This is a genomic window from Pseudomonas sp. AC211 (assembly GCF_979258055.1).
The window spans coordinates 2,703,326-2,723,314 of sequence record NZ_OZ409830.1 but is presented as its reverse complement, the minus strand read 5'-3'; the positions used below and the strand labels follow the sequence as shown (position 1 = coordinate 2,723,314).

The window sequence follows — 19,989 nt, the reverse complement described above, 5'->3', positions numbered from 1 at the left end:
GAGGTTGTCCGTTCGGTCAACTCGCTCGACCCGAGCATTTACGGCGTTTATTGCGCGTCATTGGAAGAACAGGACCCGCAGTCCGTCGCGCCATGTTCTTCCGTTGGCCGCTGTTATTGCGGGTGAGACAAGCTCAACACGTAAGCGGCCAGCACATGGACTTTGTCGTTGCCCAAGTATTGCTCTTGCGCTGGCATTTGGCCGTTGCGGCCATGGCGGATGGTTTGCTGCAGCTGCGCCAGGCTGCTGCCGTAAATCCATCCAGCTGGGTGGGTGAGATCAGGAGCGCCCATCGCCGGCGTGCCTTTACCTTGCGCGCCGTGGCAGGCCTGGCAGGTGCTGGCGTAAACAGTAGCGCCTGCGGCGAGATCGGCATCGTTGTCGGCCAGGGCGGGGAGACCTGCCAGCTCAGTGCGCACGTAAGCCGCGACATTTTTAACCCCCGCGTCGCCAATAACGGGGCCCCAGGCAGGCATGGCGGCCATGCGGCCATGAAGAATGGTGGCTTTGACTGTCTCGGCATCCCCACCCCAGCGCCACAACGTATCGGTGAGGTTAGGGAAACCGACGGTGCCTTTCGCGTCTGAGCCGTGGCATACCGAGCAGTTGGTAGCGAACAGATGACCACCGATTTTCAGCGCTTCGGGATCTTTGCTCAGTGCATCCAACGGCGTGGCAGCGAGGCGGGCGAATAGCGGACCGTATTGCGCGTCGGCCTTGTCGATTTCCCGTTGCCACTGATTCACCTGGGTCCAGCCGTCGCTGTAGCCCGGCAATACGCCCTTCCAATTTCCGAGGCCCGGATAAAGGAGCAAATAAAGGAAAGCAAACAGGATGGTGCCGACGAACAACAGAAGCCACCAGCGGGGCAGTGGGTTGTCGTATTCCTCAATGCCGTCAAATGCGTGGCCCATGGTTTTGTCGCCGCCGTTTGGCGTTTCGCCGCTGCGGGTGGAGAACACCAGCCAGAGCAGCGCCAGTAGGCTGCCTAGCGTGAGCACACAAACGTACCAACTCCAGAAAACTGTCATGTCCGAATTCTCCTCGCTCAGCGCTTGTTCTTGATGGAAGTACCAAGCATCTGCAGGTACGCGACCAGCGCGTCCATCTCGGTTTTGCCCTGTACCGAGGCGCTGGCGCCTTCAATATCTGCGTCGCTATAAGGCACGCCCATCAGGCGCATGACCTTGAGTTTCGCGGCCGTGTCTTTGCCGTCGAGCTGGTGTTGCACCAACCACGGGTATGCAGGCATTTTCGATTCGGGCACGACGTTGCGCGGGTTGTACAAGTGCGCGCGGTGCCAGTCATCCGAGTAGCGGCCGCCGACGCGGGCGAGGTCTGGCCCGGTGCGTTTGGAACCCCACAGAAACGGGTGATCCCAGACGCTTTCACCGGCTACGGAGTAATGGCCGTAGCGTTCGGTTTCAGCACGGAAGGGGCGGATCATCTGGGAGTGGCAGCCTACGCAGCCTTCGCGGATATAAATGTCGCGCCCTTCAAGCTGCAGTGCTGTGTACGGCTTCATGCCATCGACCGGTTTATTGGTCACGTCCTGGAAGAACAACGGCACGATTTGCGTCAGGCCGCCGATGCTGACCGCCAGCACCATGCACAGGACCAGCAGGAATACGTTCTTTTCAAGTACTTCATGTTTGCTCATGGCCGTTTCTCCTCAAGCCATCTGCGCGGCGCTGGCGATTTCAGCCGGCTGCGCGCTGCGCACGGTGCGCCAGGTGTTGTAGGCCATCAGCAGAACGCCGATGAGGAAAATCGCACCACCGACCATCCGTACGACGAAGCCCGGGTGGCTGGCTTCCAGCGCTTCCACAAAGGAGTAGGTGAGCGTGCCGTCGGTGTTGATGGCACGCCACATCAAACCCTGGGTGATTCCGCTGACCCACATCGAGGCGATGTACAGAACGGTGCCGATAGTGGCGAGCCAGAAGTGGGCGTTGACCAGGCCCATGCTGTGCATCTGTGGGCGGCCCCAGAGTTTTGGGATCATGTGATACAGCGCGCCAAAGCTGATCATTGCCACCCAGCCGAGTGCGCCGGCATGTACATGGCCGATGGTCCAGTCGGTGTAGTGGGAGAGGGCGTTGACGGTTTTGATCGCCATCATCGGGCCTTCAAAGGTCGACATGCCGTAGAAGGCCAGCGAAACCACGAGGAAGCGCAAGATCGGGTCGTCGCGCAACTTATGCCAGGCGCCCGAGAGGGTCATCATGCCGTTGATCATGCCGCCCCAGCTCGGTGCCAGCAGTACCAGCGACATCACCATGCCCAGCGACTGAGCCCAATCCGGCAAAGCCGTGTAGTGCAAGTGATGAGGCCCGGCCCAGATATACAGGGTGATCAATGCCCAGAAGTGCACGATGGAGAGGCGGTACGAGTACACCGGGCGGTTGGCTTGCTTGGGCACGAAGTAATACATCATTCCAAGAAAGCCTGCGGTGAGGAAAAAGCCCACGGCGTTGTGCCCATACCACCACTGAATCATTGCGTCGGTGGCGCCGGAATAGAGCGAGTACGACTTGGTCAGCGTGACCGGCACTTCCAAGTTGTTGACGATGTGCAGCACCGCGACGGTGAGAATAAATGCACCGTAAAACCAGTTGCCGACATAGATGTGCTTGGTTTTACGTTTGAGCAGCGTGCCGAAGAACACCACTGCATAGCCAACCCACACCGCAGTAATCAGCAGGTCGATGGGCCATTCCAGTTCCGCGTATTCTTTTTGAGCTGGTGTAGCCCAGCGGCAGGCTGACGGCGGCGAGCACGATCACCAATTGCCAACCCCAGAACGTCAACGCGGCGAGGCGTGGCGCGAATAGAGCGGTTTGGCAGGTGCGTTGAACGGTGTAGTAGGAGGTGGCGAACAACGCGCAGCCGCCGAAGGCGAAAATCACGGCGTTGGTGTGCAGGGGGCGCAGGCGCCCGAAGCTTAGCCAGGGCAGGTCGAAGTTCAGCTGTGGCCATACCAGCTGGGAGGCGATGAATACGCCCAGGCCCATGCCGACGATGCCCCACACCACCGTCATGATGGCGAACTGGCGAACCACTTTATAATCGTAAGCGGTCGTGGTTGTTGTGCTCATGTCAGGCCCATCCGCGGATTTCTCTAGTTGTTGAAGGCGGCGCAAGCATGGCGAAACGGATAAGCGGCGATATTGATCTGTATCAAGTGGTTTCCGCCGATGGAATACCCGCCCCGTTGATGTGGAACAAACCCGAGGGCGCGTCTTTCGCGACGTTGATCCTTGCGCACGGCGCGGGTGCGCCGATGGACAGCCCGTTTATGACGTCCATCGCCGAACGCCTTGCAGGGCAAGGCGTAATGGTGGTGCGTTTCGAGTTTCCTTATATGGCCCAGCGACGCATCGACGGAGGCAGGCGGCCACCCAATCCGCAGGCGCGTTTGCTCGAAACGTGGCGTGCGATTTATGCCGGCGTGCGCCAACAGGTCGCAGGACCGTTAGCAATCGGCGGCAAGTCCATGGGCGGGCGAATGGCCAGTTTGCTGGCGGACGAGCTGCAGGTGGATGCACTGGTGTGCCTGGGTTACCCGTTTTATGCCGCGGGTAAATCGGAAAAACCCCGCGTCGCGCATTTGGCCGATTTGCGTACGGCAACGCTGATCGTGCAGGGCGAGCGTGACGCCCTTGGCAACCGGGCAACGGTTGAGCAGTACAGCCTGTCCGCGCACATTGAGCTGTGCTGGCTGGCTGCGGCCGACCACGACCTCAAGCCGCTAAAAGCGTCCGGCTTCACCCATGACGAGCACTTGCAAAGCACCGCCGCCAAGGTGGCCGAATTTCTTCGTTAGCCAGCGCGTCGCCGGTTCAGGCGAACAAAGGTCAAATCCCCACGCCAATTGGCTAAACCGGCACATTCAGCGGCTTCCGTCCTGCGGCCTACATCCCCTACCATCGGTTACGCATTTTTCTGTCCGAGATTTCTATGACTTTTTCCGAGTTGATTCAGGCCGTTCGCACCAACCCTCAAGCCGTGGTGGTGCCCGCTGAGTGGGGCCAAGGCCGCGCGGGTTTTGGTGGGTTGGCGGCGATGCTGGTGTACGAAGCCATGCGCGCGGCCGTGCCGGAAGGCCGCCCGGTGCGCTCCCTGGCCATCACTTTTGTGGGGCCATTGGCGGTGGATACACCGGTCAGCCTGGAAGCCGAAGTGCTACGCGAAGGTAAAGCCGTCAGCCAGGTGCTGGGCCGCGCGGTCCAGAACGGTCAGGTGGTGACCATCGTGCAAGGCAGTTTCGGCGCCTCGCGCGAATCGGCTATTAGTGTTCAGGCCGAGCCAGCGCCGAGCATGAAGCCGGTCGACGACTGTCCTGAGTTGCCCTATGTGAAAGGCGTAACGCCAGAGTTCACACGCTACCTGGCCATGCGTTGGGCCATTGGCGGCATGCCTTTCAGCAACAATCCGTCGCGCGAAATGGGCGGCTATGTGCGCTTGCGTGGCGAGGAAACGGTCAGCGCCGTTGATGAATCGCACCTGCTCGCCCTGGTCGACGCCTGGCCGCCGGCGGTATTGCCGCATCTGCGCACGCCAGCGCCTGGCAGCTCGCTGACCTGGACCATCGAGTTCGTGCAGCCGGTGCCCAAGCTGACCACCGACGACTGGTGCCTGTACCGCGCGCAAATTGAGCACGCTCGCGACGGTTATGGCCACATCGCTGCGCAACTGTGGACCCCTTCTGGCGAGCTCGTGGCGCTGAGCCGTCAGACCGTCACCGTCTTTGGCTAAGGCCTAGTCCGCCGGCAATTCCATGGGCGGCAACCGCCGTTTCACTGGGGTTTTCTTGACGATGGCGGTGTTGGTTTCGGCGTAGTGATTGAGCCGATCGAGCAGGGTGTCTAACTGCTCCATCGAGCGCACGTGCATCCGTGCATAGAAGCAATCCTCGCCCGTCACCTTGTCGCACTCGGTGAACTCGCCAATGGCTTGAATTTGCCGCTCCACTTCCTGCAAACGCCCAGGCAGCGGGCGTATTCGTACGATGGCCTGAAGTTGATAGCCGAAGGCCTTCGCGTCGACATCCACCGTATAGCCGCGCAGCACGCCGCGTTCTTCCAGCCGACGCAGCCGCTCGGCGACGCTGGGTGAAGTCAGCCCGGTAATCTGGGCGAGCGCCTTCAAAGAGCGGCGCGAATCTTCCATCAACGCCTCAATCAGTTGCTGATCAATCTTGTCGGTCATAGTGGCTCTCTCGAAAGAAAGGTGAAGTGGGCAATCTACCCACGATTAAAAAGGCATATGCCTGTATACGCCTTTCGTGTCGTCTGGAGAACCGACGTGGCAGCCAGCGATACTGGTGCCCACTGATTCGAGGAGCCCGTTATGCACTCACAACGACGCGGAATGCTGGAAATGGTCGCCGCCATGCTCATTTCCGGAACCATCGGTTGGTTTGTTCTGATCTCGGGACGGCCGGTGCTGGAGGTGGTGTTCTGGCGCTGCCTGATCGGCGCCGTCACGCTGCTGGTGATCTGCGCCGCCATGGGCTTTTTGCGCGCGGGCGTATTAACCCGCGCGACCTTTGCCTTGGCTGTGCTCAGCGGCGTGGCCATCGTCGGCAACTGGTTGCTGCTTTTCGCCGCTTACTCAGGTGCCTCGATTGCCATCGCCACGGCGGTCTACAACGTGCAGCCGTTTATGTTGGTGGGCCTGGCAGCGTTGTTTCTAGGCGAGCGAGTTACCCGGGTGAAAATCACGTGGCTGAGCGTGGCGTTTCTCGGCATGTTGGCCATTGTCAGCGCCCATGGCGCGGGCACGGGAAGCGGCGCAAATTACCTGCTTGGCATCGCTCTGGCGTGCGGCGCCGCGTTTCTCTATGCCATTGCGGCGCTGATCATCAAGCGCCTCACCGGCACGCCACCGCACCTGATTGCTCTGATTCAGGTGTGCACCGGCGTGCTGATGCTGGCGCCGTGGCTGAACACCGAGGCGCTGCCGACCGCCGCTGTGGCGTGGGGCAGTTTGCTAACGCTGGGCGTGGTGCACACCGGCGTGATGTATGTGCTGCTTTACAGTGCCATTCAGCGACTGCCGACGGCGCTGACCGGTGCGCTGTCGTTTGTGTACCCCATTGCCGCGATCTTGGTCGACTGGGTGGCCTTCGACCATCGCTTGAGCGCGCTGCAATGGCTCGGCGTCAGCATGATTCTGCTCGCTGTCGCCGGCATGCAGCGTGGCTGGACGCCGCGCCGCTGGAAAAGCGCGGCGGCGGCGTAGGAGCAGGGGGCACCGTCAAAACCAGGCGCGAACCCCAAGCACCAGTCGCGCCTCGGCGTCGTCGTCCTCGGCAGGCGTATTGCCATGGCTCTTGTTCCAGGTAAGGCCCACATACGGCGCGAATTCGGGTCGCACTTGATAGCGCAAACGCAGCCCAAGTTCCGTGTTACTTAGCCCTGAACCCACCTCACGCGCTTCATCGTTTTTGCCGTAGATATTCGCCTCGGCCAGCGGCTGAAGGATCCAGCGGTTGGTCAGCAGAAGGTCGTATTCGGCGTTCAAACGCAGGGCGCTTTGGCTGCTTTCGCCGAGGTAGGCCGTGGCCTCGGTTTCCAGGCCGTAGAGTGGCGTGCCTTGAACGCCGAGCGCGGCCCAGGTTTGTGCCGGGCCGGGTTTGAAGTCTTGCCTGACACCGAGCACTACGTCCCACCAAGGGCTGAGCGCATGGCCCCACAGGGCGTGCAGTTCGGCTTTGTCGGTGCGGCCATCAAGGCGTTCACCTTCGCTGCGCAGCCACAACCGATCAACGTCGCCGCCAATCCAGCCATCCACATCCCACGCCAGGGCGCTGCCGGCGTCGAGGTTTTGCCATTCCAGGCGGTCGATTAGCAGGTAGTGATTCAGCCCTTGCGCGTGGCTGTCGTGGCCGCTGTGCAGGGGCGGGAAGGCGGCCAGACGATCCGCCTCGGTGACCGCGCGAATCGGTGTTCGGCTCTGGCTGACGGTCGGTAACGGCGTGCTGCCCGCGCTCATGTCGTGGTCCATGGCGCCGTGGTCCATGCCTGACATATCCATGCCCGGCGTGCTCCCGTGCATCGATTGGTCCATCGTCTCGGCGGCGTGGGCGCTGGTGGCCAGGGCGGCGGCCAGCGTCAGTGAAATAAACGGCTTCATGTCGGCTGTCCTTCTTCCACGCGCACTTCGCGCATCATGCCGGCGCTCATGTGCATCAGCAGGTGACAGTGATAAGCCCAGCGGCCGAGGGCGTCGGCCGTGACGCGGTAGCTGCGTTTGGTGCCGGGTGGCATGTCGATGGTGTGTTTGCGCACCTGGAAATTGCCGTGCTCGTCTTCCAGATCGCTCCATAAGCCATGCAGGTGAATGGGGTGGCTCATCATCGTGTCGTTCACCAACACAATGCGCACCCGCTCGCCATAAGTGAGGCGAATCGGCTCGGCCGCCGAAAACGGCACGCCATCGAACGACCAGGCGAATTTCTCCATATGCCCGGTCAGGTGAATTTCTAACGTGCGGCTGGGCTCGCGACCGTCGGGGTCGGCAAAACGGCTGCGCAGGTCGCCGTAGCGCAGCACCCGGCGGCCGTTGTCACGCAAGCCCAGGCCGGGGTCGTCGAGCTTGGCGCTGGGCTGCATCGTTTGCATGTCCACCAGCGGGTTGTCGGTTTCGCTAGCCGGATGGCTTTGCATGCCGGCCATTGCCGAGTGGTCCATGCCCGCCATTTGGCTGTGGTCCATGGTCGCCATGGCGCCGTGGTCCATGCCCATATCGGCCATGGTCAGTTGCGGGCGCGGGTCCAGCGGCGGCAGCGGCGCGCGCAGGCCTTGGCGCGTGGCCAACGTGGCGCAGGCATAGCCGCTGCGGTCCATGGCCTGGGCGAATACGGTGTAGGCCTCGGCGTGTTGCGGTTGCACGATCACGTCATAGGTTTCCGCCGGCGCCAGGCGCAATTCATCGACGGCAACGGGCTCGACGTACTGGCCATCGGCAGCCACCACCGTCAACTGCAAACCGGGAATGCGCAGGTCGAAATAGGTCATGGCGCTGGCGTTGATCAGGCGCAAGCGCAGGCGTTCCCCCGGTTGGAACAGGCCGGTCCAGTTGCTATCGGGCGCATGGCCATTGACCAGGTAGGTGTAGGTCAGGCCGCTGATGTCGGCGATATCGGTCGGCGTCATGCGCATCTGCGCCCAGCTCAGGCGCTCGCTGAACGTGGCGCGCCAGCCATCGCGGCCCACATCCTCAATAAAGTCGCCGAGGGTGCGTTTATGGCCGTTGTAATAGTCGGCCTGCTTTTTCAGCGTGGGCAGCAGCCGATCAGGGTTTTCGTCGGTCCAGTCGCTGAGCAGCAGCACATGCTCGCGCTCGTAGGAAAACGGCTCCGGTTCGCGCGGATCGATCACCAGCGGCGCATACAGCCCCGCTTGTTCCTGCATCCCCGAATGGCTGTGGTACCAGTAGGTGCCGTGCTGCTGCACGGTGAAACGGTAGGTGTACTGACCATTCGGCTCGATGCCGTCGAAGCTCATGCCGGGCACGCCGTCCATGTTGGCCGGCAGCAAAATGCCGTGCCAATGCAGCGAGGTCACCTCGCTCAGGCGGTTGTTAACCCGCAGGGTCACGGTGTCGCCTTCACGCCAACGCAACAAAGGGCCGGGCAGGGTGCCGTTGATCGTGATGGCGCTACGCGGTGCGCCAGTGAAATTGACCGGCGTTTTCCCGATCAGCAAATCGAATTCGGTGCCGCTAAGCGTGGCCGATTGCGTGACGGCGCCCTGTGCCCATGCGGGTTGCCGCCATAGGCCCAAACCGCCGAGTACGGTGCCGGCGGCCAGGCTTTTTACAAAGGTGCGTCTGCTCGTCATAGGTGGATGTCCCGATCTCAACGTGGTGACTGCGCAAGGCGCGCAAAGCCCTGCGGGCGGCAGCCTCCGGCTTGTCACGGTGGCAAGGTCAAGACTCGCCGGTTGCCGTTGTAAGGTTTTTTCCGCTAGCGTGCGTGAAATTATTAGCCATTAATTTCACGCTCGTGAATTTGGATGTTCTATGTTTCAGCGTTCCGCCCAGCACGTTGACAGTTACTATGCCTACAGCTGCGCCCACCTGCTAAAGCCTCGCGCCTCGCTGCAGGGTGAGCACAGCACCGAGGTGGCAGTGATTGGTGCCGGTTTCAGTGGCCTGCACACCGCGTTGCGCCTGGCGCTGGCCGGCAAGCGTGTGACGCTGATTGAAGCCAGTCGTGTGGCCTGGGCAGCCAGTGGACGCAACGGCGGTCAGGCGATTCTCGGGTGGTCGTGCGACATGCCGCCACTGGAAGCCGCATTGGGGCTGGAACGTGCGCGGCGCCTATGGGACAGCATGCGCGGGGCCGCGCAAGAGCTGCGCGAGTTACCCGGCCGCCATGGCTTCGACTGCGACTACCGCGCCGGCCACCTGTGGACCTCCGTATTAGCAAGACGCACCGCCATCCTTCACGAATGGCAGCACGAGGCCAGTCACAAGTGGGGCCACGATGCCCTGCAATTTATTCCCCGCGAACAACTGCCCGACTGGGTCGCCAGCGAGCGTTACCAAGCGGGCTTGTACGATCCCGAAGGCGGCCATCTCAATCCGCTGAAACTGGCCCTGGGCCTTGCCGCCGCGATTGAAGCAGCGGGCGGGCAGATTTACGAGCACAGCAAGGCGCTCAGCTACCGGCAGGAAGGCGCCGGGTACGTGGTGAAGACGGAGCAGGGCAGCGTGCGCGCCGACGTGTTGGTGCTGGCCTGCAATGCCTATATCGATGAACTGGACCCGCAACTCGCCAAGCGCGTACTGCCAGTCGGCACCTACCAGGTGGCCACCGCCGCACTGGACGAAGCGCAGGCCAAGGCGCTGCTGCCGACGGATGCGTGCGTCACCGACAACCAATTCGTGCTCGATTATTTCCGCTTAACGCCCGATCACCGCCTGCTGTTCGGGGGCGGCTGCACCTACCTCGGCGGCATGCCCAGCGACATTGCCGGCGCTACCCGACCGTTTCTCGAGCGGGTTTTCCCGCAACTGGCCGGCGTGCCCATCGAATTCGCTTGGGGCGGCCATATCGACATCACCCTCAAGCGCACGCCAGACATCGGTCGCGACGGCAACCGCTACTGGCTGCAAGGCTATTCCGGGCATGGCGTGCTGCCCACGCTCGCAGGCGCGCGGGCCGTCAGCGAGGCGATCTTGGGCGACGACGATTTGCTCAGCCTTTACCAAGGCCTGAACAACCCCGGTTTCCCTGGCGGCCGCTACCTGGCGGCGCCGTTGGAAGCGGTAGGTAAGGCCTGGTATCGCCTGCGGGACAGCCTGTGATGGAGCGCACCCCGATGACCAAAGAGGAAGAAATTGCCGCGCTGGCGATTCTGATTCATGACCTGCGCAAGCATAAGAACTACACCCTCAAAGAGCTGGCCGACAAAATCGGCCGCTCGGTGGGGTTTGTTTCGCAAGTTGAGCGCGGTTTGTCGCGCCCAACCGTGGCCGATCTCACCGCCATCAGTCAGGCGCTGGGCGTGACCACCACCTATTTCTACAACCTGGCCAAACCCAAGCAGGTGCCGTGGGTAACCCGGCCAGATGAACGCCGCACCTTGTACTTCGCCAACGGCATTACCGACATTCTGGTATCGCCCAACATGTCGGCCAGTTTCTCCATGCTCGAGAGCTTGCTGGAGCCGGGCTCCAGCTCCGGTGAACGAACGTTGAGCGACATTTCCGAGCAGGGCGGTTATGTGTTGGAAGGCGAACTGACGTTATGGCTCGCCGACTCCGACGAGCCCGTCACCTTGCGCGCCGGCGATGCCTTCCAGCTCGACCGCCACGCCCATTGCCGTTACGGCAACCGCTCTGAACACCCCACCCGCGTGCTGTGGGTGTACACATGATCAACGCTGAAGGAAGCCCCGTTATGACCGCCGTTCCCGTGAGCGCCGAGCACGCCGACCTGTTGGCCGAAGTGCGCGCATTTCGCCAGCGCCACCCCGAGGTGCGTTATGTCGACCTGATCTGCCTGGATATTCCGGGGCACTTCTACGGCAAACGCTACCCGATCGACATGCTCGAAAAAGTCGCCGCCGGCAGCGCTCTCAAGCTGCCGCAGAACTGCGTGCTGCTGGGCGTGCAGGGCGGTTTGTTCAAGATTGGCGATTACTGCTTCCACGACGGCGATCCCGATGCCGAGCGCCGCCTGGTGCCGGGCACACTCAAATTGGTCACCTGGGAAGCGCAGCCAGTCGGGCAAATGTTGATCACCTCCGACGGCACCGCCGCACCGATTGAATTCGAGCCCCGTGAAGTGCTCGCACAGGTGCTGCAACGCCTGCGCAGCAAGGGCATTCACCCGGTGGTGGCGTTTGAGTTGGAGTTTTACCTGTTCGACAAAAAGCTGCGCGACGGCCTGCCGCAATTCCCCCGCGACGCGCTGAGCGACGACGGCGACGACATGCCGAATATGCACATCGAACGCCTCTCGCGTTTTGCGCCGGTGCTCGACGAGATGGTGGAGACCGCCCGGTTACAAGGCATCGACACCACCGTGATTACCGCTGAGCTAGGCCCGGGTCAGTTTGAAATCAACTTCGGCCACCTCGACGATGGGCTCAAGGCCGCCGACTGGGCTGCCTTGTTCTGCCGCAGCACCCGTGGCGTTGCACTCAAGCACGGCTATCGCGCCAGCTTTATGGCCAAGCCGTACCTCGAGCATCCTGGCAGCGGCATGCATGTGCACGTCAGCCTGTATGACGCCGAGGGCAACAATGTGCTGGCCGCCAATGAGCAACAAGCGCTGCGCCATGCCGTGGCCGGCTGCCTGGAATTGCTGCCGCACTGCATGCCGATTTTCGCGCCGAACCAGAACGCCTACCGTCGCCTTGGCGGCACGGTGAACGCCGCTACGCGTGCCAGTTGGGGTTACGAAGACCGCGATGCTTGCGTGCGCATTCCTGAGTCGGACGCGAAAAATCTGCGCATCGAACACCGTATTTCCGGCGCCGACGCCAACCCGTACCTGGTGCTGGCGGCTATTTTGGTCGGCCTCGAACAGGGCTTGGCCAACGGCCGCGAGCCGATTGCGCCGCTCAACGAAGACCGCAACAGCGGCCTGGATTTCCCCCTGGATATTCTCCAAGCCGTGCGGGACATGCAGCAGCAACCCGAGCTGCGCGCCGGCTTGGGCGCCGAGTTTGTCGACGTGTACTGCGAGAACAAGCGCCAAGACCACCTGGCCTTTCTGCAGGAAATCAGCGCCCGCGAATACCGCTGGTTCCTCTAATTTTTTCCGCCGGGCGCATCGCGCCGGGCCGTAAGGAGTGCGTATGAGCAAGTCAGCCAACAACCCGAAAACACTGGAATGGCAAGCGTTGAGCGACAGCCACCACCTGGCGCCGTTTAGCGATTACAAACAGTTGAAACAGGTCGGTCCGCGCATCATCACCAACGCCGACGGTGTGTACCTGTGGGACAGCGAAGGCAACAAGATTCTCGACGCCATGGCCGGCCTTTGGTGCGTGGCCATCGGCTACGGCCGCGACGAATTGGCCGATGCAGCTGCCAAGCAAATGAAGCAGCTGCCGTTCTACAACACCTTCTTTATGACCGCGCACCCGCCAGTGCTCGAGCTGGCTAAAACCATCGCCGAGCTGGCGCCGCCGCACATGAATCACGTGTTCTTTACCGGCTCGGGCTCGGAAGGTAACGACACCATGCTGCGTATGGTCCGTCACTACTGGCAGGTGAAGGGCAAGCCGCAGAAAAAAGTCATCATCGGTCGCGTCAACGGCTATCACGGTTCCACCGTGGCCGGCGCCGCGTTGGGCGGTATGCAGGGCATGCACGAGCAGGGCGGCACGCTGCCGGACATCGTGCACATTCCGCAGCCGTACTGGTTTGGCGAGGGCGGTGACATGAGCCCGGCCGAGTTCGGTATTTGGGCCGCCGAGCAACTGGAAAAGAAAATTCTCGAAGTCGGCGAAGACAGGGTTGCGGCGTTTATTGCCGAGCCCATCCAAGGCGCAGGCGGCGTGATTATTCCGCCAGACACCTACTGGCCGAAGGTGCGCGAGATTCTCGCCAAGTACGACATTCTGTTCGCCGCTGACGAAGTGATCTGTGGCTTCGGCCGCACCGGCGAGTGGTTCGGCAGCGACTACTACGGCAACACGCCCGACCTGATGACCATCGCCAAGGGCCTGACCTCCGGTTACATCCCCATGGGCGGCCTGATCGTCAGCGACAAGGTCGCGCAGGTGATCAACGAAGGCGGTGATTTCAACCACGGCTTTACCTATTCCGGTCACCCGGTGGCGGCGGCGGTGGCGTTGGAAAACCTGCGGATCATTCGCGAAGAAAAGATTTTGGAAACCGTACGAGCTGAAACGGCGCCGTACCTGCAACAGCGTCTGCGTGAACTGGCCGACCATCCGTTGGTAGGGGAAGTGCGTGGATTGGGCATGTTGGGCGCTATCGAGCTGGTGAAAGACAAAGCCACCCGCGCTCGGTACGAAGGCAAGGGCGTGGGCATGATCTGCCGTGGGCATTGCTTCAACAACGGCCTGATCATGCGCGCCGTGGGCGACACCATGATCATTGCGCCGCCGCTGGTGATCAGCAAAGCCGAGATTGATGAGCTGGTGGAGAAGGCGCGTAAGTGTCTGGATTTGACCTTGGCAGAGCTGGTTTAGCATGGCTGACCTGTGGGAGCGGCTTTAGCCGCGATTCTTTTTTCAGAGCAAGAGCATCGCGGCTAAAGCCGCTCCCACAGAATCGAGTCATCGGAAACAACAAAAAAGCCCGCCAATTGGCGGGCTTTTTTGTTGTGGGCGAAACCTTACGGGTTGACCGGTTCAGGAACCAGACCGCTGATACACCGTCATTCCCGCGAAGGCGGCGGTCCGACGATTCGGAATCCAGAGTTTTGAAGGTTACGGTGTCGTTTGAAATATCACCGAACCTGATTCCCGCCTTCGCGGGAATGACGGATGAAGGATTCGACGGTCGTGACACCCGGCCAACAAAAAAGCCCGCCAATTGGCGGGCTTTTTGTTGCGGGCAAAACCTTATGGCTTAGCCGGTTCAGCGGGCGCCGAGCCGGTGTTTTCCACCCAGCCTCCGCCCAGCGCTTTGTACAAATTGACCTCGCTGGTGAGCTGCGCCAAACGGTCGGTGATCAGCGCTTGTTGCGCGCTGAACAACGAGCGTTGGGCGTCGAGGAAGGTCAGGTTGCTGTCGATGCCGGTGCGGTAACGGCGTTCAGCCAGGCGGTAGTAATCCTGGTTGGCGGCAACGAAGTCACGTTGGGCCTGCAACTGTTGGTTGTAGGTTTGGCGTGAGGCAAGGCCGTCGGACACTTCCCGGAAGGCGGTCTGAATCGACTTCTCGTACTGAGCCACGCGAATGTCTTTCTGGATTTTCGAGTAGTCCAGGCTGGCCTTCAGGCTGCCGGCGTTAAAGATCGGAATGCTGATCGACGGCGAGAAGTACCAACTGCCCGAGCCGCCTTTGAACAGGTTCGACAAGTCGGCACTGCTGGAGCCGGCATTGGCCGTCAGGCTGATGCGCGGGAAGAACGCAGCCCGCGCGGCGCCGATGTTGGCGTTGGCGGCTTTGAGCAGGTACTCGGCTTCAAGGATGTCTGGGCGACGCTGGAGCAAATCGGACGGCAAGCCGGCTGGCAACTCTTCGAGCAAGTCGTCGGCCAATGGGCTGCTGGCGTTGAGGTTGTCAGGCACCGAGGTGCCGAGCAACAGCGCCAGGTTGTTGCGGTCTTGCGCGACCAGGCGCTGGTATTGCGCCAGGGCCACGCGGGCGCTTTCCACTGAGGTGCGCGACTGGCTGAGGTCCAGGGCCGAGGCCACGCCCACTTCATTGCTGCGTTGGGTCAGGCGGAAGCTGTCTTCGTAGGTCTTCAGGGTTTCTTCGGTCAGGCGCAGCAGCTCCTGGTCGGCGGTCAGCGTCAGGTAGGCATTGGCGACGTTGGCCACCAGGCTCAGCTGGGTGCTACGACGCGCTTGCTCGCTGGAGAAGTAAGTCTGCAACGACTCTTCATTCAGGCTGCGCAGGCGGCCGAACAGGTCCAGCTCGTAAGCGCTGATACCGACAGTGGCCGAGTACTGACCGCTGGTGGTGGCTTGGCCGGTTTGCGACAAATCGCCCGGCGTGCGTTGGCGCACGCCGGTGCCGTCGGCGCTTACGTTGGGCAGCAGTTCCGCACGTTGAATGCGGTACTGCGCGGCGTAGGCGTCGAGGTTCAACGCGGCCACGCGCAGGTCGCGGTTGTTTTCCAGCGAGGTCTGAATCAGCTGCTGCAGCGCCGGGTCGTGGAAGAACTGGCGCCAGCCTTGTTCGGCCTGCGCCACCCGCGCCGACTCCGCTGGCCCGTACGCCGGGCCTTGCGGGTAGGGTGGCGGCAACCGGCGAAGCCGGCTGCTCATAGTCAGGAATCAGCGAGCAGCCGCCCAGAATCAGGCTGGCAATCGCGAGGGACAGTAGGGACTTGCGCATTAGTGGCCAGCCTCATTGCGTGGGGTTTCGGTCTGCTTGCCTTTGAACAGCGAGGAGATCGTGACGAAGAACAGCGGCACCCAGAAAATTGCCAGCACGGTGGCGGTGATCATGCCGCCGATCACGCCGGTACCGATGGCGTGTTGGCTGCCCGAACCGGCGCCGGTCGAGATGGCCAACGGCACCACGCCGAGGATGAACGCCATCGACGTCATGATGATCGGGCGCAAGCGCATGCGGCAGGCTTCCAGGGCGGCGTCGACCAGCGACTTGCCCTGTTCGTGCAGCTCTTTGGCGAACTCGACGATCAGAATGGCGTTTTTCGCCGCCAAACCAACGGTGGTCAACAGGCCCACCTGGAAGAACACGTCGTTCGACAAGCCGCGCAAGCTGGTGGCCATCAACGCACCGATGATCCCCAACGGCACTACCAGAATGACCGCCACCGGAATCGACCAGCTTTCATACAACGCGGCCAGACACAGGAACACCAGCAACAGCGAGATCGCATACAGCGCCGGTGCTTGCGAGCCGGACAAACGTTCTTCGTACGACAGGCCAGTCCAGGAATAACCGACACCGGCTGGCAGCTTTTTCGCCAGCGCTTCGACTTCGGCCATGGCCTCACCAGTGGAATACCCCGGCGCCGGCGAACCCATGATTTCCATGGCTTCTACGCCGTTGTAACGGGCCAGTTTCGGCGAGCCGTAAATCCACGAACCGGAGGCGAAGGCGGAGAAGGGCACCATCTGCCCGAGGTTGTTGCGCACGTACCATTTCTGCAGGTCTTCAGGGGTCATGCGCGATTTTTGCTTCGCCCTGGATGTAGACCTTCTTGACCCGACCACGGTCGATGAAGTCGTTGACGTAGCTACCGCCCAAGGCAATCGACAAGGTGTTGTTGATGTCCGAGAGGGTGATGCCCAGGGCACTGGCGCGCTCGTCGTCGATGGTCAGCTGGAACTGCGGTTCATCGTTCAGGCCGTTGGGGCGCACTTGCATCAGTTTCTTGCTTTGTGCGGCCATGCCGAGGAACTGGTTACGCGCTTCCATGAGCTTCTCGTGGCCAACGCCGCCACGGTCTTGCAGGAACACGTCAAAACCGGTGGCGTTACCCAGCTCCAGTACCGCAGGCGGGGCGAAGGCGAACACCATGGCGTCGCGGAAGCTGAAGAAGTGCTGCTGGGCGCGTTGGGCGAGGGCGAATACGGTGTTCTCCGCGGAACGCTCACCCCAGGGCTTGAGCATGATGAAGGCCATACCCGAGCTCTGACCGCGACCGGCAAAGTTAAAGCCGGTAACCGTAAACACCGAGTTCACCGTGTCGGCTTCATCCTTGAGCAAATACGCGCGCATTTCATCGACTACCACCTGGGTGCGACCGGCACTGGAGCCCGCCGGGGTTTGCACCTGGGCAAACAGAACGCCTTGGTCTTCTTCGGGCAGGAACGCGGTAGGAATGCGGGTGAACAGCCAGATCATGCCGACGATCAGCACGGCGTAGGCCAGCAGGTACGGAACTTTATTGCGCAGCATGCTGCTCACCGCGCTCGTAGCCGCGCACGCTGCGGTCGAAGTTGCGGTTGAACCAGCCAAAGAAGCCACGTTTGGGAACGCCTTGAGTGCCTTCTTTATGTGGCTTGAGCATGGTGGCGCACAGGGCCGGGGTGAAGATCAACGCCACCAGCACCGACAGGCCCATGGCCGAGACGATGGTGATGGAGAACTGCCGGTAAATCACACCGGTAGAACCGCCGAAGAACGCCATTGGCAGCAATACTGCCGACAGCACCATGGCGATACCGACCAACGCGCCCTGAATCTGGCCCATGGATTTCTTCGTCGCTTCTTTGGGCGACAAATGCTCCTCGGCCATCACCCGCTCGACGTTTTCCACCACCACAATCGCATCGTCCACCAGCAAGCCGATGGCCAACACCATGCCGAACATGGTCAGGGTGTTAATGGTGAAACCGGCGGCGGCGAGAATGCCGAAGGTGCCGAGCAATACCACCGGAACGGTGAGGGTGGTGATGATGGTGGCCCGCAGGTTTTGCAGGAACAGGTACATCACCAGGAACACCAGCACCACGGCTTCGATCAGGGTGTGCACCACGCCTTCGATCGAGGCGGTCACCACCGGCGTAGTGTCGTACGGGTACACCGCTTTCATGCCTTGCGGGAAGAACGGTTCCAGGTCGGCGATGGTGGCGCGGATGGCTTTGGCGGTGTCGAGTGCGTTGGCGCCAGTGGCCAATTTGATCGCCAGACCGGAAGCCGGCTTGCCATTGAACTGCGCGCTGATGCTGTAGTTTTCGCCGCCCAGTTCAACCGTGGCGACGTCGCCCAGGCGTACCTGCGAGCCGTCAGTGTTGACCTTGAGCAGAATATTTTTGAACTGCTCGGCGCTCTGGAAACGGGTCTTGCCGATGATGGTGGCGTTCAGCTGTTGGCCCTTCACGGCCGGCAAACCGCCCAACTGACCAGACGAGACCTGCACGTTCTGCGCGGCCACGGCGGTTTTCACATCCACGGGCGTCAGCTGAAATTTGTTCAGCTTGGCCGGGTCGAGCCAGATACGCATGGCGTACTGGGCGCCGAACACCTGGAAGTCACCCACACCGGCGGTACGCGAGATGGGGTCTTGCATGTTGGAAACGATGTAGTTGGCCAAGTCGTCCTTGGTCATGCTGCCGTTTTCCGACACCAGGCCGATCACCATCAGGAAGTTCTTTACCGCCTTGGTGACGCGAATACCCTGTTGCTGCACTTCTTGTGGCAGCAGCGGGGTGGCCAGGTTGAGCTTGTTCTGCACCTGCACCTGAGCGGTGTCAGGGCTGGTGCCCTGGTTGAAGGTGGCGGTGATGGTCATGCTGCCGTCGGAGTTACTTTCCGAGGTCACATAACGCAGGTTGTCGATACCGTTGAGCTGCTGCTCAATGATCTGCACCACGGTGTCCTGCACGGTTTGTGCGGACGCGCCTGGGTAAGTCACCTGAATGGCGATGGCGGGTGGCGCAATCGCCGGGTACTGGTTAATCGGCAATTTCAGGATGGACAAGGTGCCCACCAGCATGATCACCAGGGCAATTACCCAGGCGAAAATGGGGCGGTCGATAAAGAATTTCGACATGAATTACTTCCCTTCGCCTTGGGCTTGTTCGGTGGCCGGGGCCGCCGGCTTGGCTTCGCCGCCGTTTGCTGGGGTGACGTTGGTGGCTTCGGCCACTTTCACTTCCACGCCCGGCTTCACGTATTGCAGGCCTTCGGTGATCAGGCGATCGCCGGCTTTGAGGCCGTCATTGATCAGCCAATCGGAACCCAAGGTGCGCTCGGCTTTCAGCTCACGCAGTTCCACTTTGTTCTCAGCGTTTACTACCAGCGCGGTCGGCAGGCCTTTGAGGTCGCGGGTGACGCCTTGTTGCGGGGCAAGAATGGCGTTTTCGTTCACGCCGGCTTGCAACTGGGCGTGCACGAACATGCCGGGCAGCAACTGGTGTTTCGGGTTGGGGAACACTGCGCGAATAGTGACCGACCCGGTGCCTTCGTCCACCGACACTTCGGAGAATTCCAGCTTGCCTTCCTGCTCGTAGAGGCTGCCGTCTTCGAGTACCAGCTTGACCTTGGCCGCGTTGTCGCCGGCTTTTTGCAGGTTGCCGCTTTCCAGTTCACGACGCAGCTTGAGCAGTTGCGCGGAGGACTGGGTGACGTCGACGTAGATGGGATCGAGCTGCTGGATGGTCGCCATGGCATTGGTTTGGCCATTGCTGACCAGTGCGCCTTCGGTCACAGCCGAACGACCGATACGGCCGGCAATTGGCGCCAGCACTTTGGTGTAGCGCAGATTGATTTCGGCGCTTTGCAGAGCCGCTTCGGCTTGCAGGCGCTGGGAAACGGCGTTGTCGTATTCCTGACGGCTCACGGCCTGTTCGTTCACAAGCTGCTTGTAGCGATCCGCCAGGGACTTGGCCGATTGCAGGGTGGCCTGCGAGCTTTTCAGCGTGGCTTCGTACACGGAAGGGTCGATTTGATACAGCTGCTCGCCGGCCTTGACCTCGCGGCCTTCGGTAAACAGACGCTTGAGAATGATGCCGTTCACTTGCGGGCGAACCTCAGCAACGCGGTAAGCGTTGGTGCGGCCGGGCAATTGGCTGACGAGGGAATAGGCTTGCGGTTTCAAGGTCACCACACCCACTTGCGGGGTCTGTTGTGGCGGCGCTTCTGCTGCTTTTTTCGCAACCGGTGAGCAACAAGGTTGCCAGGGCGAGGGCGGAAACCAGAGCGGGGTGGGCTGGCTTGAATTGCATGAAAGGCCTCATGTCGATCAGCGCTTTGGAAGGCGCCGGTACGATTGGTTAGTTTTTAAGCGTTTTGGGTAGGCGGCTGATCAAAGCGTGATCAAAAAATAAGGATTTTCTTGTGGATAGGTAGGATGCTAAGAAATATACTTACATTCACGGTTGTTTGTAAACGCCTAAAACCCAC

At 61.3% G+C, this 19,989-nt stretch carries 12 protein-coding genes and 4 pseudogenes; 7 read left to right on the top strand and 9 right to left on the bottom strand.

The window, feature by feature from the left end; genetic code table 11:
• Nucleotides 1-113 precede the first annotated feature (113 nt).
• The 3 genes and pseudogenes from ccoP to ccoN all read right to left on the bottom strand — a co-directional run bounded on the left by ccoP (nucleotide 114) and on the right by ccoN (nucleotide 3,098).
• Nucleotides 114-1,031, bottom strand: a complete 918-nt coding sequence (gene ccoP / locus ACZZZP_RS12740; RefSeq protein WP_463382957.1) for a cytochrome-c oxidase, cbb3-type subunit III — start codon at nucleotides 1,029-1,031, stop codon at nucleotides 114-116.
• A 17-nt stretch (nucleotides 1,032-1,048) separates the two neighbouring features.
• A complete protein-coding gene (gene ccoO, locus ACZZZP_RS12735; protein WP_463382956.1) occupies nucleotides 1,049-1,660 on the bottom strand; it encodes a cytochrome-c oxidase, cbb3-type subunit II in 612 nt (203 codons plus the stop codon).
• 12 nt (nucleotides 1,661-1,672) lie between these two features.
• A pseudogene (gene ccoN / locus ACZZZP_RS12730) lies at nucleotides 1,673-3,098 on the bottom strand (cytochrome-c oxidase, cbb3-type subunit I).
• A gap of 119 nt (nucleotides 3,099-3,217) precedes the next feature.
• On the opposite strand from ccoN, the gene ACZZZP_RS12725 reads away from it, so the two are divergent.
• On the top strand, nucleotides 3,218-3,826 hold the full coding sequence (locus ACZZZP_RS12725; RefSeq protein WP_463384708.1) for an alpha/beta family hydrolase: 609 nt from the start codon (nucleotides 3,218-3,220) through the stop codon (nucleotides 3,824-3,826).
• A 134-nt stretch (nucleotides 3,827-3,960) separates the two neighbouring features.
• Nucleotides 3,961-4,758 (top strand): acyl-CoA thioesterase, encoded by a 798-nt coding sequence (locus tag ACZZZP_RS12720; protein ID WP_463382954.1) that lies wholly within the window; start codon nucleotides 3,961-3,963, stop codon nucleotides 4,756-4,758.
• 3 nt (nucleotides 4,759-4,761) lie between these two features.
• Here the strand turns inward: ACZZZP_RS12720 and ACZZZP_RS12715 are convergent, their stop codons facing one another.
• Nucleotides 4,762-5,211 (bottom strand): Lrp/AsnC family transcriptional regulator, encoded by a 450-nt coding sequence (locus ACZZZP_RS12715; RefSeq protein ID WP_122450607.1) that lies wholly within the window; start codon nucleotides 5,209-5,211, stop codon nucleotides 4,762-4,764.
• A 141-nt stretch (nucleotides 5,212-5,352) separates the two neighbouring features.
• Between ACZZZP_RS12715 and ACZZZP_RS12710 the strand changes: the two genes are divergently transcribed.
• Nucleotides 5,353-6,246, top strand: coding sequence for a DMT family transporter (locus ACZZZP_RS12710; protein ID WP_463382953.1), 894 nt, complete (start codon nucleotides 5,353-5,355; stop codon nucleotides 6,244-6,246).
• Between the two features lie 15 nt (nucleotides 6,247-6,261).
• Here the strand turns inward: ACZZZP_RS12710 and ACZZZP_RS12705 are convergent, their stop codons facing one another.
• Both ACZZZP_RS12705 and ACZZZP_RS12700 read right to left on the bottom strand, forming a co-directional pair.
• Nucleotides 6,262-7,140 (bottom strand): copper resistance protein B, encoded by an 879-nt coding sequence (locus ACZZZP_RS12705; protein WP_463382952.1) that lies wholly within the window; start codon nucleotides 7,138-7,140, stop codon nucleotides 6,262-6,264.
• Complete coding sequence (locus tag ACZZZP_RS12700; RefSeq protein WP_463382951.1) at nucleotides 7,137-8,849, bottom strand: copper resistance system multicopper oxidase; 1,713 nt, start codon at nucleotides 8,847-8,849, stop codon at nucleotides 7,137-7,139. Before ACZZZP_RS12700 ends, ACZZZP_RS12705 begins: the two co-directional genes overlap by 4 nt.
• A gap of 181 nt (nucleotides 8,850-9,030) precedes the next feature.
• On the opposite strand from ACZZZP_RS12700, the gene ACZZZP_RS12695 reads away from it, so the two are divergent.
• The 4 genes from ACZZZP_RS12695 to ACZZZP_RS12680 are packed head-to-tail and all read left to right on the top strand — an operon-like array spanning nucleotide 9,031 to nucleotide 13,685.
• Entirely contained in the window at nucleotides 9,031-10,320 is a 1,290-nt protein-coding gene (locus ACZZZP_RS12695) for an NAD(P)/FAD-dependent oxidoreductase (protein ID WP_463382950.1), read from the top strand.
• Nucleotides 10,321-10,334: 14 nt separating this feature from the next.
• The gene (locus tag ACZZZP_RS12690) at nucleotides 10,335-10,892 is read left to right on the top strand and encodes a helix-turn-helix domain-containing protein (RefSeq protein WP_122495476.1); all 558 of its coding nucleotides are present in this window, start codon (nucleotides 10,335-10,337) and stop codon (nucleotides 10,890-10,892) included.
• A gap of 23 nt (nucleotides 10,893-10,915) precedes the next feature.
• Nucleotides 10,916-12,277: a glutamine synthetase family protein gene (locus ACZZZP_RS12685; protein WP_463382949.1), complete on the top strand. Its 1,362-nt coding sequence runs from the start codon at nucleotides 10,916-10,918 to the stop codon at nucleotides 12,275-12,277.
• A gap of 43 nt (nucleotides 12,278-12,320) precedes the next feature.
• On the top strand, nucleotides 12,321-13,685 hold the full coding sequence (locus tag ACZZZP_RS12680; RefSeq protein WP_463382948.1) for an aspartate aminotransferase family protein: 1,365 nt from the start codon (nucleotides 12,321-12,323) through the stop codon (nucleotides 13,683-13,685).
• A 375-nt stretch (nucleotides 13,686-14,060) separates the two neighbouring features.
• Here ACZZZP_RS12680 and adeC read toward each other — a convergent pair.
• The 3 pseudogenes from adeC to ACZZZP_RS12665 all read right to left on the bottom strand — a co-directional run bounded on the left by adeC (nucleotide 14,061) and on the right by ACZZZP_RS12665 (nucleotide 19,811).
• Nucleotides 14,061-15,504: pseudogene (gene adeC, locus ACZZZP_RS12675) on the bottom strand (AdeC/AdeK/OprM family multidrug efflux complex outer membrane factor).
• Nucleotides 15,504-18,637 (bottom strand): annotated as a pseudogene (locus ACZZZP_RS12670) (efflux RND transporter permease subunit). The pseudogenes adeC and ACZZZP_RS12670 overlap by 1 nt, the downstream one beginning before the upstream one ends.
• A 3-nt stretch (nucleotides 18,638-18,640) precedes the next feature.
• Nucleotides 18,641-19,811: pseudogene (locus ACZZZP_RS12665) on the bottom strand (efflux RND transporter periplasmic adaptor subunit).
• Between the last annotated feature and the right edge of the window lie 178 nt (nucleotides 19,812-19,989).